Annotated in this window: 14 protein-coding genes and 1 riboswitch; of the genes, 7 read left to right on the plus strand and 7 right to left on the minus strand. The window is 61.7% G+C overall.

Annotated features, from left to right (window positions below; genetic code table 11):
• The 3 genes from CT3_RS09020 to CT3_RS09030 all read right to left on the minus strand — a co-directional run bounded on the left by CT3_RS09020 (position 1) and on the right by CT3_RS09030 (position 4,427).
• The gene (locus tag CT3_RS09020) at positions 1-2,301 is read right to left on the minus strand and encodes an ATP-binding cassette domain-containing protein (protein WP_098066131.1); all 2,301 of its coding nucleotides are present in this window, start codon (positions 2,299-2,301) and stop codon (positions 1-3) included.
• On the minus strand, positions 2,238-3,533 hold the full coding sequence (locus CT3_RS09025) for a TolC family protein (RefSeq protein ID WP_083520349.1): 1,296 nt from the start codon (positions 3,531-3,533) through the stop codon (positions 2,238-2,240). Before CT3_RS09025 ends, CT3_RS09020 begins: the two co-directional genes overlap by 64 nt.
• A 204-nt stretch (positions 3,534-3,737) precedes the next feature.
• Positions 3,738-4,427 carry a response regulator transcription factor gene (locus tag CT3_RS09030; protein WP_066534703.1) on the minus strand — a complete coding sequence of 230 codons (690 nt, stop codon included), beginning with the start codon at positions 4,425-4,427 and terminating at the stop codon, positions 3,738-3,740.
• A gap of 124 nt (positions 4,428-4,551) precedes the next feature.
• Between CT3_RS09030 and CT3_RS09035 the strand changes: the two genes are divergently transcribed.
• Positions 4,552-6,612: a sensor histidine kinase gene (locus CT3_RS09035; protein WP_083520348.1), complete on the plus strand. Its 2,061-nt coding sequence runs from the start codon at positions 4,552-4,554 to the stop codon at positions 6,610-6,612.
• 401 nt (positions 6,613-7,013) lie between these two features.
• Here the strand turns inward: CT3_RS09035 and CT3_RS09040 are convergent, their stop codons facing one another.
• On the minus strand, positions 7,014-7,652 hold the full coding sequence (locus tag CT3_RS09040; RefSeq protein WP_066534697.1) for a CDGSH iron-sulfur domain-containing protein: 639 nt from the start codon (positions 7,650-7,652) through the stop codon (positions 7,014-7,016).
• Positions 7,653-7,979: 327 nt separating this feature from the next.
• On the opposite strand from CT3_RS09040, the gene CT3_RS09045 reads away from it, so the two are divergent.
• Positions 7,980-8,501 carry a DsbA family protein gene (locus CT3_RS09045; protein ID WP_066534693.1) on the plus strand — a complete coding sequence of 174 codons (522 nt, stop codon included), beginning with the start codon at positions 7,980-7,982 and terminating at the stop codon, positions 8,499-8,501.
• A gap of 202 nt (positions 8,502-8,703) precedes the next feature.
• Positions 8,704-9,300: a hypothetical protein gene (locus CT3_RS09050; protein ID WP_066534690.1), complete on the plus strand. Its 597-nt coding sequence runs from the start codon at positions 8,704-8,706 to the stop codon at positions 9,298-9,300.
• A 175-nt stretch (positions 9,301-9,475) separates the two neighbouring features.
• Here CT3_RS09050 and CT3_RS09055 read toward each other — a convergent pair whose 3' ends face one another.
• A complete protein-coding gene (locus CT3_RS09055) occupies positions 9,476-10,096 on the minus strand; it encodes a flavin reductase family protein (RefSeq protein WP_066534685.1) in 621 nt (206 codons plus the stop codon).
• A gap of 638 nt (positions 10,097-10,734) precedes the next feature.
• Between CT3_RS09055 and CT3_RS09065 the strand changes: the two genes are divergently transcribed.
• Positions 10,735-10,965: a hypothetical protein gene (locus CT3_RS09065; protein WP_066534683.1), complete on the plus strand. Its 231-nt coding sequence runs from the start codon at positions 10,735-10,737 to the stop codon at positions 10,963-10,965.
• 70 nt (positions 10,966-11,035) lie between these two features.
• Here CT3_RS09065 and CT3_RS09070 read toward each other — a convergent pair whose 3' ends face one another.
• Together CT3_RS09070 and CT3_RS09075 are read right to left on the minus strand one after the other, a co-directional pair.
• Positions 11,036-12,286 (minus strand): voltage-gated chloride channel family protein, encoded by a 1,251-nt coding sequence (locus tag CT3_RS09070; protein WP_066534680.1) that lies wholly within the window; start codon positions 12,284-12,286, stop codon positions 11,036-11,038.
• A 77-nt stretch (positions 12,287-12,363) separates the two neighbouring features.
• A riboswitch (Fluoride riboswitch) is annotated at positions 12,364-12,429 on the minus strand.
• A 54-nt stretch (positions 12,430-12,483) separates the two neighbouring features.
• Complete coding sequence (locus CT3_RS09075) at positions 12,484-12,966, minus strand: methyltransferase family protein (RefSeq protein ID WP_066534676.1); 483 nt, start codon at positions 12,964-12,966, stop codon at positions 12,484-12,486.
• 274 nt (positions 12,967-13,240) lie between these two features.
• Between CT3_RS09075 and CT3_RS09080 the strand changes: the two genes are divergently transcribed.
• The 3 genes from CT3_RS09080 to CT3_RS09090 all read left to right on the plus strand — a co-directional run bounded on the left by CT3_RS09080 (position 13,241) and on the right by CT3_RS09090 (position 15,525).
• Positions 13,241-14,701, plus strand: coding sequence for a cryptochrome/photolyase family protein (locus CT3_RS09080; protein ID WP_066534673.1), 1,461 nt, complete (start codon positions 13,241-13,243; stop codon positions 14,699-14,701).
• 186 nt (positions 14,702-14,887) lie between these two features.
• A complete protein-coding gene (locus CT3_RS09085; protein ID WP_227657872.1) occupies positions 14,888-15,226 on the plus strand; it encodes a sigma factor in 339 nt (112 codons plus the stop codon).
• Positions 15,223-15,525, plus strand: coding sequence for an iron uptake protein (locus CT3_RS09090; RefSeq protein ID WP_066534670.1), 303 nt, complete (start codon positions 15,223-15,225; stop codon positions 15,523-15,525). Before CT3_RS09085 ends, CT3_RS09090 begins: the two co-directional genes overlap by 4 nt.
• The last annotated feature ends 2 nt before the right edge of the window (positions 15,526-15,527 follow it).

A 15,527-nucleotide genomic window follows, 5' to 3' on the forward strand; every position in this document is an offset into this window, starting at 1 on the left:
TTATTCCTGCGCTTTGGCAGTATCTGGCCGGATGGTCGGGGTCTGGGCGGGGAACGCCGGCAGTGCTTGCCGCGCAGTGGTCACTTGTACCTGTTCCAGACGCACTGTGGTGGCATGCGGTGCTGGAGCTGCATGGGCTGCGCCGGCGGCGCGTGCCATGAGGCCGGGAATGACCTGGTCTGGGCGGCCATCGCGGCTGATTTCACCTTGCTGCAGCACAATGACACGGGTGGCCAAGCCGATGGCGGTCATGGGGCGGTGGGTAGAGACGATCAGAATGTCTTCGGGCTGCAACTGGGCCTTGAGCTGTTGCCATACGCGGGCCTCCGCATCACCATCCAGCGATGCAGTGGGCTCGTCAAGCAGCCATACACGTGGCCTGGCCATCAATACGCGGGCCATTCCCACCAACTGGCGTTGGCCTCCTGAGAGCCCTTCGCCTCCTTCGCTGATCTCCATGTCCATACCCTGCGGGCTGCCGGCTGCAATCTGATCCAAACCCAGTGCGCTGACAGTTTCCAGCATGGTCGAGTCGCTGACAGCTCCGGACAGTGCGAGGTTGCTGCGCAGTGTGCCCTTGAACAGTTGCACATTCTGTGGAAGGTAGCCCACCTGGGCGCTGACAATCTGAGGATCTATCTCCCAGAGGTCCGCATCGCCCAGGCGCACCCTGCCTTCGCTCGGACGGTACAGGCCGGCTAGGACCTTGAGCAAGGTGGATTTGCCGCCGCCCACAGGGCCCAGCAGCAGAACGCGTTCACCGGAGCGAACATGCAGCTTGGGAATGTTAAGCAGTTGCAGCGGAGAGCCCGGGAATGCGAAGCGCAATTGTTCCACTGCTAGCGCATCCGGCAGCCGGTCGGGCATCAGCAAGGTCTGCTCAACGCGTCGCTCAGGGGTCAATGTCAGCAGTCGGTTCACCATCTGCAGTGATTCGCTGACCTGCTGCCAATGGACCAGATATTGCACCCCTTGGGCGATCGGGGCTATGACGCGGCCCCCCAGAATGGAGCAGGCGATCATTCCGCCCATGGTCAGGTTCCCGGCCTCGACTTGCCAGACGCCGACCACGATGGCAGCCACATAGGCCAGTGTTGACAGACTGCCGGTCGTGGTGCCGCTGAAATGGGCCAGTGCTTTTTGCTGGATGCTGTAGCCAGCGATCGACTGGCTCAACGTTTGCCAATCTTGGGCAAAGCGCCAGCCGGCATTGCTTGCTCGGATGGTTTCGGCGCCGCGGATCGTGTCTACCAGCAGGCCCTGGCGCTCGTTGCTGCGTAGCATCTGTTGGTGTGTCAGGCGGCGTAGCCGCAGTCGGGTGTACAGCCCAAGCAGCACTGCCACAGGCAGCAGGGCTGCATAGACCCAGCCTATATGACCGCCAATCACTCCGATCAGTGCAATGAACAGCAGCGCAAATGGCAGGTCCACCAGACCGAAAATGATGGTTGATGAGAAGAACTGACGCACCGAATCCAGCGCGCCTACCTGCGCAGCCAGTGAGCCCAGGCTGCGTGGCTGCTGGTCCAGTTGAAGTCGCAGCAGATGCTCGTAGACTTGCTGGGACAGGCGTTGATCGGCACCACTGGCCACGCTGTCCAGGATATGGGCGCGCAAGGTCTTGAGCAGCCAATCCAGCCCGATCATCAGCAGCATGCCCACGCTGAGCGTGGCCAGTGTGGCGTAAGCCATGGTGGGTATGACGCGGTCATAGACCTGCATGGCAAAGATCGATGTGGGAATCGAAAGCAGATTGACCATCAGTGTGGCCACGACCACACGTGCGATCCAGCCGCGTTCGCGCAGCAGCTCATGCAGCACCAGGCGCAGTGCCGGATTGCCCTGAGGCTGAGACGTATCGCCGGCTTGGGACTGCGGCTGGCCACGCAGCCAGATCACATGTGCGTCATGCAAAGCGTCTTCAGGGCATTCGCGTGCAGTTGTACCGGCACGGCTCAACAGAAGCTGTCCATTGGCCTGGCGCTCGGCAAGCCACCAGTGCTCCTGCTCCCATATCAAGGCCGGAAGTCGGCGTGGATCCAGGCGTCGCCAGGGAAGTATGGTGACCTGGATGTCCTTGAGGCCTGCATCTGCCAGCAGCTTGCGCAACTGGTACAGAGGGCGTGCCTCGGCGGCGGTGTGCAACACGTGCGCGTGGGCTTGTGCCAGCGCTCCCGGGTTGAAGCTGATACGCAGCTTGCCCAACAGGTCCTGCAGTTCGGTCAGGGATACGGGTTTCATCGGACAGTGATTGTGGTTTCTTGCGGCTGCGTCAGGATGGCCGCAGGCTCGTCGAACCATCCCATACGGGTGGCCAGACGCAGGCTGTTGATGCGCCAGTTGGCCTGTACCTGAGCCTGCTGCATTTGCTGCTCGGTCAGCTCGCGCACCGCATTCAGCACATCCAGCCAGCTTTTGTAGCCCGACTCATACTGGCGGCGGAATGAGGTCAGCGTGTTCTCGAGGGTTGCCACCGATTCGGCGTAGCCAGCCAGCAGCGCTTGATCGGAGGCACGTCGGTCCAGCAACTGCTGCAATTGCACCTGCTGTTCGTGGCGCAATTGCGCCAGATCCTGGCGTGCAGCCTCGACGCGTTCCAATGCGGCCCGCTGCTGCGCCTGGTTGGCCAGGCCCATACCTTCCAAGCTGGCCTGCATGACGATGTTGATCGTTGTGCTGCTGGCTTGATTCGGCAGGCGTGCCACGTGATTCCTTGCGGCTTCCAACAGCACGGTTGGCATGTTGGCGGAGCGTTCGCGCTGCACATCGGCCTCGGCCAGGGCGACCACGGCTTCGCGCAGGCGTATGGCAGCGCTTTGGGCCCACACTTGTTCGCTGATGGCCGGGTCGCTGGGCAGATTGAGAGCAGCGTGAGGGATGGGCAGGTCACTGGCGATGAAGACCTGGGTCAACGCAAAGAGTGCCGCTTCGGCATTGCGCAGATCAGTGCCCGTTGACTCTCGTTGAGAACGAGCTTGCAGCCATCGGGCCTGAGCCATGCTGACATCTACTGCGGAGGCCAGACCGCCATTGGCTCGACGTTGAATCTGCTGCTGCAACTCCTGGTGCCGCTGCACACTGCGTTCTGCGACGGCAAGACGTTCCCTGGCTCCCTGCACGCTGGCATAACTGGCAGCAGTCTCTTCCAGCAGTTGACGGCGTGTGGACCAGGCATCGGCCTGCTGCACCTGGATGTCCTGGTCAGCATAGGCAATTGAGCTGTCGATGCGACCAAAGGCCCAGAGAGGTTGCCTGGCGCTTACCGTAGTGGTGCTGGCTCCGCTGTAGCCTGAGCTTTGGCCGGCGCCAGTTGAGGCGCTGATCGAGGGGTAGCGCGCAGCGCGGGCCGCGTCGGCAGCAGACTCCTTAGAACGTACCTGTGCCTGCTTGCCTGCCAGCGCAGGGTGGTTCCTCAACATGCTGTGCAGTGCCTCTTGCAGACCTGCGGGCTTGCCTACGGAGATTTGGGCCGAGGCAGACAAAGCCCCGCAGCAGAAAAAGCCTGCTGTGATGAAAATGAAGAAACGGTTCATGCGAGGGTGTCGACCCACCTTGGGGCAGGCAACACGTTTTGGAGATGCATTTGACGGCACGCACCCGTTGGGCCAGCGCTAGGGGGCAGCAGCGGGCGCATCCTGTCAGGCTGCTGGTTATAAGTGCTAAGAGGAGCGCCAATCTGAGCAATTCTGAGCAGATGTGGCTGGCCTGCGAACCTGTTGCAACGGGCGCAAATGCAGTCAGGAATTGACAAGCGCTTTGGCGTGGAAGCGATAGCCCTGATTGCGCGCCGTGTTGATCGGTAGAGTCAAGCCGCTCAATTCGTCGACTTTGCGGCGCAAGCGCCGCATCTGTGTGTCCAGGCGACGTTGGTCATAGCTGAAAAAGTCCTCGCCCAGGGCTTCGATGATTTGCCTGCGGCTGACAAGACTGCCTGCATTGCACATCAGTTCCTGCAGTACGGTCAGATCCTGTTCGGAAAGGGCAATGGCCCTTCCTCTTGGAGGATGCAGGTTGCGAGGGCCTTGCTCCAGCACCCAGGTGTCGGCCTGGACGGCATTGGGCACCTCCAAGCGCCTGCCTAGGGCTGCCAGCGTTGCTGCAAGCTCGTCCAGGTCCAGCGTTTTGGCCAGGTAATGGTCGGCACCGATATCAAGGCCGCTGATGCGGTCGCGCGCTTCACCACGGGCGGTGAACACAACAATGCCGATGTGTTCGCCGCGTGCGCGCAGCTCTCGAATCAAGGTTAGTCCATCGCCATCGGGAAGGCCGATATCCAGAATCGCAATACTGTGACGGCGTGGATCAAAACGCCGGTGAAAGCCGGCCAGCGTGGACTCTGCGTCAATGCGATAGCCGCAACCTACAAGGAATTCGGTAAGTTCTTCACGCAGTACGGCTTCGTCTTCGAGCAGGATTACATCAAGCATGGATCTAGGGTATGCCCATGAGTGGTGGCGAATCTGAGCAAGTCTGAGCAGTAGGCTGCATTGTCAGTCAAATTGCTGCACAAACCATCCAGTTCACTGCCCACGGCGCTGATAATCAGCGCCGATGCGGTTTTTTTCTTCTCTCTTGCGATGCTCGCGCTCCCTGTTGGGGGTGTTGCTGGCAGTGCTGCTGCAGACCGTTATCAGCACGTCGCTCTGTGCCCAGCCAACGCTGATGCTCGAGGCCAGCCGCAGCATGTCAGCCAGCGGCCATCTGGCACTGCTGCGTGACCCTGGTGGCCAACTGGATGCAGAAGCAGTGGCAACCGCCGCGTCCTGGGAGGTTTTGCCCGGTTCGTTGAAGCTGGGTTTTACCGATGATGCGATCTGGCTGCGTCTGAACGTGCAACGCGGCGCTGCGGAACCTGTGCGTTGGCTGCTGACGTTGAGCAATGCGCTGCTTGACGATGTGCGCTTGTACCAGCGTGATCCGTCGGGGCATTGGCAACTGAGGCAGCACTCCGGTGAGGGGCTGGGCCGCCAGCACTGGCCAGTTGATGCGAGAAGTCCTGTACTGCTGCTGGAGCTTCCAAGTGACGTGCCGGAGTCGTTGTTGCTCCGTGTGCAAACGCGCAATGCGCTGACCACTCGGTTGGAGATTGCTACGCCCGAGTTGCACGGAGCCAAATCCCAGCGCGAGAGCTACTACTATGGATTGGGTCTCGGTTTCGGTTTACTGCTGATTTTGTTTCATGCTTTGTTTTGGCTGAAAACCCGAGAGCGAGTCAACGCCTGGTACGTGGCTTACGTGGGGCTCGCATTGCAAAGCGAGTGGCTCACTTCCGGTCTGGCGCAGCAGATGCTGGACCTGCCGGGGTGGCTTTCGGACCATTGGCTGGCCCTGGTCCTGTGCACGGCTTTGCCAGTCGGCGTGTTTTACAGCGATATGCAACTGGGACTGGCACAGCGCATGCCGCGCTTCAGCCGGTGCTTGATTACGGCCTTCACCGCCATCGGGGTGGTTGCTGCGATGCTGGTTCTCGCTGGCAACAACGGGGCCGGCATGCTGCTGATGCAGCTCAGCGCGCTGGTTGCCATGGTGCTGATGATTGGAACTGCCTTGTGTCTGCTGTCCCGTGACGATGGCCGGGCTCGTGCATTCTTATTGGTTTTTGGTATTTATTACGCAGGCGTGATCATCGCGTTTCTTCGGAACCTGGGCTGGTTGCCAAACACTGCCATCACCCAGAATGCCACGGCATTGGGTACGTTGGTGCACATGGTGGTGATGAGCGTACGGCTCAGCGATGGCTACGACAGAATGCGCCGTGAAAAAGAGGTGGTGCAACAGCGGCTTGTGGAACTCGTAGGGCAGCAAAACGAGTTGCTGGAGCAGGAGGTGTTGCGTCGAACCATCGCTTTGCGGCAAGAAATTGCACAGCGTGAATATCTCGAGGTTGAGCTGCGGTCTGCACTGGAAACGGAACGCCGGACCAGGCAATCCCAGCTAGATTTCATTGCGATGATCTCGCATGAGTTCCGCACGCCGCTGGCAATCATCAACACCACTGCCCAGCAGATTGCGCGCAACCTTGATGCAGCTCGCGAAAAGACGTTGACCCGCTGTACCAATCTGCGCAATGCGGCCAAACGCATGGTGGATCTGGTGGATGAGTATCTGAGCACCGACCGGATGAATACAGAACATGCACCTTTTCAACCGCTAGAGTGTTCTGGCCCGGATCTGTGCAAGCTTTTGGAAGAGCTGGTCACAGACTGGCCTGAGGGGCGGGTGAAACTGCATGGCATGCGTGTGCCAGAGCGGATATGGTGCGATTTGGAGCTGTTGCGTGTGGCATTGCGCAATCTGTTGGTCAATGCCGACCGCCATACCCAGGCGGGATTGCAGCTTGTCCTGGAGATGTCGTCGCACCGTGAGGGTTTTTTTGCATTGAGTGTGAGCAATCCCGGCGTGAAGATACCTTCAGATGAAGTTCCCCATTTATTCGAGAAATATTTTCGAGGCAGGCAGGCACAGCAATCTCCGGGAGCAGGTTTAGGCTTGTATTTGGTTCGCCGAATAGCCGAGCTGCACGGAGGAGAGGTGTATCTGGAAAACCATCAGAACACAAAGCTTGTCCGTTTTATTATCAGAATCCCAACTTCTACTCCTTTGCAGGCGTAAATGGGCTGAGATAATTTTTGTGCTGGGTGGATTTCAGCATGAATTGATTAGTATTTCGTAGGGGATATATTTCCGACTAGCTGGCGTATGTATAAATCTGTTTTATTGATTTTCATGCGGCTTTCCGATGGATGGTGTCGAACATGGTGATAGATCCTGTGTCATCAGGCGTTGCAGAAGTGGCTCCTGTCCGCACCAATACCAGGGTGGGCTGAACTGCAGCATTCACGCATTCCATAAATGACCTTGGCGCGATTGCAGCGTCTGGCCTCATTCCTTAACCAGTGTTGTGCGGTGAAGCTGGAAATAAGCACTAGCCTTCAACACCGCAGCACCGACAGGCTGCAGTAATCTTTTCGCGAAAGGGCTGTTTGCATCCACCGATACAGGCGTGCTCCTCATCAGTCCCCGCTGACAAACCCGGCTTTTACATGACTGCCGTCACAAAACGGCTTGTTGGCGGAGTGCCCGCAGCGGCACAGCCAGGTGTTGGTCACCCGGGTGATGGTGCGCCCGGTGCCGCTGACTACTTCGAGCGGGCCGCTCACATGCAGCGGGCCGCTGGTGGTGGGGTCTATCTGCAACGGACCGTTGCGTCGGGGCAGCGGGTTGGATTCCTGTGTGGACGGCTCCCCCGTGGCGGTGAAGCCGGCGGCAGTGTGGCTGCCGTCACAGTAGGGCTTGAGTTGCGACGCGCCGCAGCGGCACAGTGTGGCGCGCAGGCCGTCGGGTCGGCCGGCCACCACCAGTTCCGCATGGAAGGCCAGCGGCCCGTTCTCGCGCACGCGCACGGTGTTGACCAGCGGCGGCAGCTCCATGGCCGCACCGTCCGGGTGCTGGCACTGGATGGCACCGGAGGGGCAGTTGTGCGCCAGCTCCAGCACTTCATCCGGGGTGGCACGTTCGGGGTGGATCCAGGCGCCCTTGACATTGGGCACAAACACGTCCGGGCGGTCCAGCACGCAGTGGCGCGAGTGGATGCAGCGCTGGCCGTCGAAGGTGACGGTGACGTTGGAGGAGGAAACGGTTTCGCGGCCCATGGTGAGCTCCTGTTCTGGTCGTGGGGTGTGCGCTGCCGGCCCGTCCCGCACCATGTCGCCCGGGCAGGCGCGAGTGCACCTGTCCATCGTAGGCAGGCACGCGCTGCAGCAGGCGTAGGCCTGTGCCGCAGCGTGCAGCCCGATGTGGCACCGGCCTACACCGGCCTACAGCGGTGACAGACGGATGGCGGACGGGAGTGAGGGGAAGTCCCCAAGCTCTGTGGGAGCCCGCCCATGCCAGCATGGCGGCTGTGCGGCAGGTGGGGCCTGTTGTGTTGCGCCCTGTCCCATTTTTTCCTGCTGCCGGTGTGATGGAGGAGCTGCTTCATGTCTGCACTGCAAGTCCCTGTTTCAGCCCATGACCATGTCCATGGCCCGCGTGATGCCGCCGTGGTGCTGGTGGTCTATGGCGATTACCAGTGCCCTTACTGCGGTATGGCGGAGCCGACCTTGCAGCGCATTCGCCAGGAGCTGGGCGATCGGGTGGCGGTGGTGTTCCGCAACTTTCCACTGCCCATGCATGCCCAGGCGCTGCCGGCGGCCTTGGTGGTGGAGTTCGCGGGCCAGTACGGCCGTTTCTGGAAGGCGCACGACTGGCTCTACAGCCACCAGGCGACCCTGGGACCACCGCTGTACGGGCGCTTGCTGCAGATGCTGCAACTGAACGCGGAGGAACTGGGGCCGGCCATGGCCGGTGGGCACCTGGAAGCCCGCATCCGTGCCGATATCGACGGCGGGGAGCGCAGCGGGGTGGATGGTACGCCAGCCTTTTTTCTGAACGGCGAAGCCATCCATATCCAGCACAGCCATGACGAGCTGTATGAGCTGGTCTTGCGCGCGCTGCGCTAGGTGAGCCCGATACGCACGCAACCGGATGTCAGGGCTGACCGTGTGCAGGGTGCTGTGGGCGGAAGATGGCTTCGTCTCAGGCGCCCTACATGGTTCGATTCCAAGGTCAAGACGCCTGCCGTGGACAGGGCTGCACTGCGGCTTTTGCCCTGGGGGCGGTCAGGCATGGCACCATGCGGGTTTTGGATCTGGAGTGAGCGATATGAAGTTCTGGCTGGCAGGGGTGCTGGGTGCCCTGGTGGTGGCAGGGTGTGCAAGCAAGCAGGCACTGGTGCCGCAGGTGCAGCAAGGTGTGGATGCCAAGGGCGTCAAGACCGTGACCGTGGCTCCCGAGAGGGTGCAATGCAGCCGCCCGCAATGCCCCACGCTGGCGGCATCCTGGACCGCCGCGAAGAAGGGGCAGGCCGTGCTGAGCATTGGCTTGCCCAACCAGCAGGCTGCAGTGACGGGGGCGGATTTCCACTTTGGCAGTGGCGAAGTGCTGCGCGTGCGTTCGCGCTCGCAGACTGCAGCCATGCAGCAAGGCTATCCGGCCACGGCGTTTGACGTACCGCTGCGCACCATGGAGCGCCTGGCCTATTCGCCACGTACCTGGGTGCGCGTCTACACCGAAGGTGGCAATGTGGATGAAACCATCAACAGCGGCGAAGAAACCAGCCGCGCCTTCACGGCCATGAACTATTTCATGGGCGGCGTGGAGGCCGCTACCGGCCAGGGCCCCAGCGCCGATGTGAACACGGGAGGGCTGATGGACCGTCTGGGCCTGGGTGAAGACAAGGACAAAGAGCGCAACCGCTGAGCGGTGCCGCCTTCCGCTGCGGTACAAAAACATGGCGGCCTGTGTGGGCGCTGTGTGTTTCTGGAGGGGGGGCCAACTGAAGCGATTGCCCTCACTTCAACGGCCATGACAATGGCAATGGCACCGGGGAAGCCACTGCGCATGGCCCGCAGGGGCGACCCGCAGCCGCCGCTGCTTACTCTGGCATGCTGCTGGGCAGTTGCAGGCTGTCGCCGGTGACATAGAACTGGCCGCCCGCCACATAGTGCAGGGTGCGCAGGTCGTCTGGCGCGGCATCGAATTTCCAGCGGCCGTGCTGGAACACGCGTTCGTCGGCCCAGGCGGCCGTCACTTCGCCAATGAACAGGTCGTAGGCCTGCTGGTTGTGCGGCTCGGGGATAAGGCAGCACACCAGCCAGCCGGCGCAGCCGGCCACCAGCGGGGCGCCGGGTGCTGCGGGCGGGCGGAACAGCTCCACGCCGTGGCGCTGCAGCTTGTCCGGGTGCTGCACGGCGCTGTCGGTGCCCACATCCAGTGTCAGCCGGGCCTGGGCGCGGGTGGGCAGCTGCAGCACGAACTGGCCGCTGGCCTCCACCAAGGCCCGGGTGCGGGTCTGTTTGTCCAGCACCACCGTCACCTTGGGCGGTGCAAAGTCCAGTGCGCAGGCCCAGGCAGCGGCCATCACGTTGGCCTCGCCCGCGTGTGCGGCCGACACCAGCACCGTGGGTCCGTGGTTCAGCAGGCGGTAGCACTTGTCCAGTGGCACGCTCTGGCAGTAGGCGGGCAGGTGCAGCGGGAGATCGTCAAAGGAAGTCATGGCGGTGCAGGAAAGGGCGACAAAGCAAGCAGTGTAGGCGGCTGCCAGTGGTGTGCCGTGGGTGGCGGGCAGGTGCTTGAAAAAGCCGGTCTGTCAGACCGGCAGCGCAGCGCCCGGGTGCATGGAGCGCAATGGCAGGCACCATGCGGAAATGCTCCACGGTGGCGTAGCCAATTCGGAGCAGGTATAGCGCATATTCAGGAGACGCAGGACATGGTGCGATTATGGTGGTGCCCATATTCGTAGGGCTGCGCGGCGCCTTATCACCTGCGGGTTCTTATGCACCACGAGAATCGGTATCGAGCTGCGGAATTTTCCGGGAAATACCGAAAACCGTACCGTTTCGCCACACCCAGATACCTTGCGCTCCACTCCAAGTTGCGCACGTTATAGTGCTTTAACTGGTTTAGTCTCGGTCCTGCTTCTTCCTTGCGGTGTGCCATATAGGAGAACGGATAGGTCGTCAGCTTGAAAATAGCCCTATATGGGGTGTTGTGCCTGGCATTGCAGACAGGTAGCGAAACCAGGCAGTCAGCCCGTTGCGGTATCTGGAAGGCGCACAGGACGAGTTTGAGCATGGCATAATTTCATGGTGCTAGATTTTTGATTTTGAAACCCCATAATCAAGGACAAGTATTTTGGATACATCCATTTTGCACACACTCACCAGCCTGATTCCCATGATGCTGATTCAGGGGATTTATGCCATCTTTGCAGCACAAGTTGCAAAAAGAACCCAAAGAAGCGTACCGCTGTTTGTCATTCTCACCCTGATTCCCTTTTTGGGCATGCTCCTGTTTGTTTACGTCATCTGGTCTACGACTTTGTACGTACTGGATTCAATCAACGAGCTCAAAGAAAAATCGTGAATGCGCTGGCATGCGGTCTTGGAGGGTCCAAGATCGCATGCCTTGGCAGAACCGGGGTGCTCACAGGTGCTCATGGCTGCCCGGCCTGCCGGTGCAGGCGGTGCTTGCTGCGCCCGATTCGCTGCGCCTGGTAGATGCCGGCATGCCCGGAACACAGATAGGCGCTCACACAGGCAATGGCGGCAAATGGACCGATCTGCGCGCCGAACAGCTCCAGCGCCATCAGGATGGTGGTGATGGGGGTGTTTGCAGCCCCCGCAAACACGGCGACAAAACCGAGGCCGGCCATCATCGCAAGCGGCATGTGCAGCAACGGGGCCAGCGCATTCCCCAGCGTGGCACCAATGTAGAACAGCGGCGTGACTTCACCGCCCTTGAACCCGCTGCCGACCGACGTGGCCGTGAACAGCAGCTTGCCCAGGAAGTCCCATGGCCGGACGGGGGCGTGGAATGCCCGCAGGATGTCGGGGATGCCCAGACCGATGTAGCGGTAGGCATCGAGCCCCCACACGGCCGTTGCAATGGCGATGCCGCCGATGAAGGGGCGCAGCGGCGCACAGGGCACGCGGTGTTTCATGAAGGCGCCGATGGCACGGGTGGTCTTTGCAAACAGCATGCCGACCAGCCCGAAGAGGATGCCGGCGATGGCAACTGCCAGCACACTCCACCAGTCCACAGGAGGCACTTCCACCGCTGCATAGTGGGTGTGGTGGATGCCCCAGGCAAGCCCCACCTGGTCGGCCAGAATGGCAGCGACAACGCACGGGAACAGCGCGTCGTAACGCATGCGCCCCATCGCCAGCACCTCCAGGCCAAAGACGGCGCCCGCCAGCGGCGTGCCGAAGACCGAGGCAAAGCCGGCGCTCAGCCCTGTCATGAGCAGGATGCGCCGGTCGTGCGGTGCCAGCCGGAAGACAGCGGTTAGCTGGTCGGCGAGGGCAGCGCCCATCTGGACGGCGGTTCCCTCGCGGCCTACTGAGGCGCCGAACCCATGGGACACCACCGTGCTGGCCAGCACCAATGGCACTATGCGCAGCGGCACCACTTTTTTCGGCGTGTGGATCTCATTGAGGATGAGGTTGAGGCCGCCATCGACCGACTGGCCCACCTGGCGGTAGAGCATGCCTACCGCCAGGCCGGCGAATGGCAGCAGCCATACCACCCCATGGTGGGCATCACGCCAGGTGGTGGCATGGTCGAGTGCAAAAAGAAAAAAGGCGGAGGCGGTGCCGGCAAGTGCGGCCACCACACTGGCCAGGGCGAGCCACATCCCCATGCGGGGCAGCAGTGCGAAGGAGACGGGTGGGAAGAGTTTGGGCATTGGTCAACAAGGCGAAGGAATCGGCCTGACCAATGGGGGGACGTATACGCGAGCGCCTACAGCCCCGACCCAGGTCAGGTTCTGTAGACGTCATCAGCTGCATGCCGCAGCGGTTGAGGAGGAACGTCATCTCCTTGGCCGCCAGTATAGCGGCGCCAGCGGTGTGTGCTGGCTGTCGTTTTTTTGATGCCACTGGCTCACAGCCAGCGGCGCACCTGCTGGCAATAGCGATCGAACGCGGCCCCGAAACGCGTGCGCAGTGCGGCTTCTTCAGGGCGAATCTGGAAATGCTGCAGGTAGGCCATGAACACCATGACCGCGAGCAGCCCGGACAGCTTGCCCAGCCCTAGGGCAAAAGCCAGCAGCAGCAACGCAAAGCCCAGGTACATGGGGTTGCGTGTCAGGCGGTAGACCCCGCGCACCACCAGCGCCGAAGATGCGGCAGGGTTGACCGGGTTGACGGTGGTGCGTGCACGGCGGAATTCCAGCACGCCAGCCAGGCAGAAGCCTCCGCCCAAGACGGCCAGCACGGTGGCGGCCACCCCGGCGCCAGGCCGCCGGATGGGCAGCAGGTCAGGCAGCAGCCAGATGGCAGCGGCGAACAGTGCAAACAGTGCCAAAGGGGGTACGCGCAGAGAGAGCCAGGAGGACGGCTGCTGGGAGGAAGGGCGGGTGGGCATGGGCGAGTCGATGAAGTGGTGGTGAAATCTTTGTGCTGCAAGCATAAAGATTGAAGTTACTTCAATGTCAACGGCTGTGATGAAGTTGCAAACCTGCCGGGCGCCAATGGAAGGTGCATGATCGCCAGAGCAAGCCCCGCTGGGGCCGGTGTGCTGGGCATGCAAACCTTCTCCAGGACGCAGCAAGGCGCATGGGAGTGCCGTCGTGAACTTTGGCTGCAGCCCGCGCCCTGTTGTGCTTCAATGCTCAGCCCAGCTTTTGTTTTCTTCTGCCATGGCGAATTCCTGCGCCCTGGTGTGGCTGCGGCGCGATCTGCGCTGCGATGACCATGCCGCGCTCTATCACGCGTTGCGCCGCTTCGAGCGGGTGTATTGCGCCTTTGTCTTCGACACCGACATCCTGGACGCGCTCCCCCGCAAGCAGGACCGGCGCGTGGAATTCATCCACGCCAGCGTGCTGCAGTTGCACGGCGCGCTGCAGGCCTTGTCTGCCAGTGCGGGCGTTCCGGGTGGCGGGCTGATCGTGCGGCATGGCAGCGCTGCTCAATGCATTGTGCAACTGGCCCGCAGCCTGGGCGTGCAGGAAGTGCTGACCAACCGCGACTACGAGCCTGAGGCCATTGCACGGGACCAGCGGGTGGCCCAGGACCTGAGCGGGCTGGGCATCGCTTTCAGCGACTACAAGGACCAGGTGCTGCTGGACCGGGACGAGGTGCTGACGCAGCAAGGCCAGCCCTACAGCGTGTTCACGCCCTACAAGCGGGCATGGCTGCAAAAGCTGGACGCCTTTCAGCTCAAGCCCTACCCGGTGGCGCTCTACGCCCGCCATCTGGCCCCGATCCCTGTGGAGGAACGCTTGCCGGCGCTGGAGCAGCTGGGGTTTGAACGCACCAACCTGCAGGCCTTGCCCATGCCGGCGGGCATGGACGGCGCGCAGCAGCTGTTGCAGGACTTCCTGCCGCGCATGCATGCCTACCAGGAGGCGCGGGACTTTCCTGGGCGCAAGGGTGTGTCCTATCTATCCGTGCACCTGCGCTTTGGCACGGTGTCCATCCGGGCGCTGGCAGGTCTGGCCCTGCAGCGTGCCGTACAAGGGGATGAGGGCGCACAGACCTGGCTGTCCGAGCTGGCCTGGCGTGATTTCTACTTCATGATTCTGTGGCACCACCCGCATGTGGTCACCCAGTCCTTCCGCCCGGAATACGAGCGCGTGCTGTGGGACGACGCGCCGCAGCTGTGGCAGGCCTGGTGCGAGGCCCGCACCGGCTACCCCTTGGTGGATGCTGCCATGCGCCAGCTGCACCAGACCGGCTATATGCACAACCGCTTGCGCATGGTGGTGGCCAGCTTTCTGACCAAGGACCTGGGCATCGATTGGCGCCGGGGCGAGCGGCACTTTGCCGAGCACCTGAACGACTATGACCTGTCGGCCAACAACGGCGGCTGGCAGTGGGCGGCGTCCACGGGTTGCGATGCGCAGCCCTGGTTCCGCATCTTCAACCCCGTCACGCAGTCACAGCGGTTTGACCCGGATGGCCGCTTCATCCGCCGCTATGTGCCGGAGCTGGCCAGGCTGCCGGACAAGCACATCCATTTCCCGGCGGGAATGAAGCCGCTGGAGCTCCAGGCCTGCGGCGTGCAACTGGGCGTGGACTATCCGCACCCTGTGGTGGACCACGCCAGCGCCCGGCAGCGGACGCTGATGCGCTTTCATTTTCTGCAAAGCGACCGGTAAGGCGAACGCGAACCCTGCGCAGAGCGAACGGCAGGGCGCTGCGGCGGTGAAACAAGATGCAAAACAAATCTTATACAATGAGATTAATTCTCATTAACGATTTGTACGCTGCGGATCTTGGGCCACAGCTACGCGAAGGGCATTGTGGGCACCGCAGAGTTCACGCTTCAAGGACAGGTCAAGACCTTGTACACCAACCACCATGGTTGGTTGCACGGCTGGCTGCGCTATAGCCTGAATGATGCGACAGGTGCCGCAGACCTGGCGCACGACACCTGTGTACGGCTGATCGCCCGTCCCCGCAGTTTCACTACCGGCCCGGAAGCACCGGCCTATCTCCGCACCGTGGCCAACGGCCTGTGCATTGACATGTGGCGCCATCGCGAGATCGAGCGGGCCTGGCATAAAACCTGGTCACCCGGCCAGCGGGGCATGCACCGTCCGCCGAAGTGCATGTCGCTTGACACACCAGGAAGCCGCCCGCGAATGGGGCGTGTCTTCTCGCATGGAACCATTTTGATATGAAGTCCACTTTGACATCTCGCACTCCTTGGCATGCCGTGCTGCGCATCGCCGCTGCGGTCCTGGGAGGCTACATGCTGACCTGGGGCTTTATCGCGTTGGCGACGGCCGGCATGTTCGCGCTGGGCATGGAATTTCACGATGCAGAGCACCTCAGCTACCTGCTGGGGATGCTGCTGTATCTGACCGTCTTTCTCTGGGCGTTCGCAGCACCACGGCTGTCGCGCGTGTGGTTGGTTCTTGCTGGTGGTGGCGCACTCATGGCCGTGCTGGCTTCGCTGCTGCAATCGCAGTTGACTTAGGA

Source organism: Comamonas terrigena NBRC 13299 (assembly GCF_006740045.1).
In the GTDB taxonomy this organism is placed as follows: Bacteria; Pseudomonadota; Gammaproteobacteria; order Burkholderiales; family Burkholderiaceae_C; genus Comamonas; species Comamonas terrigena.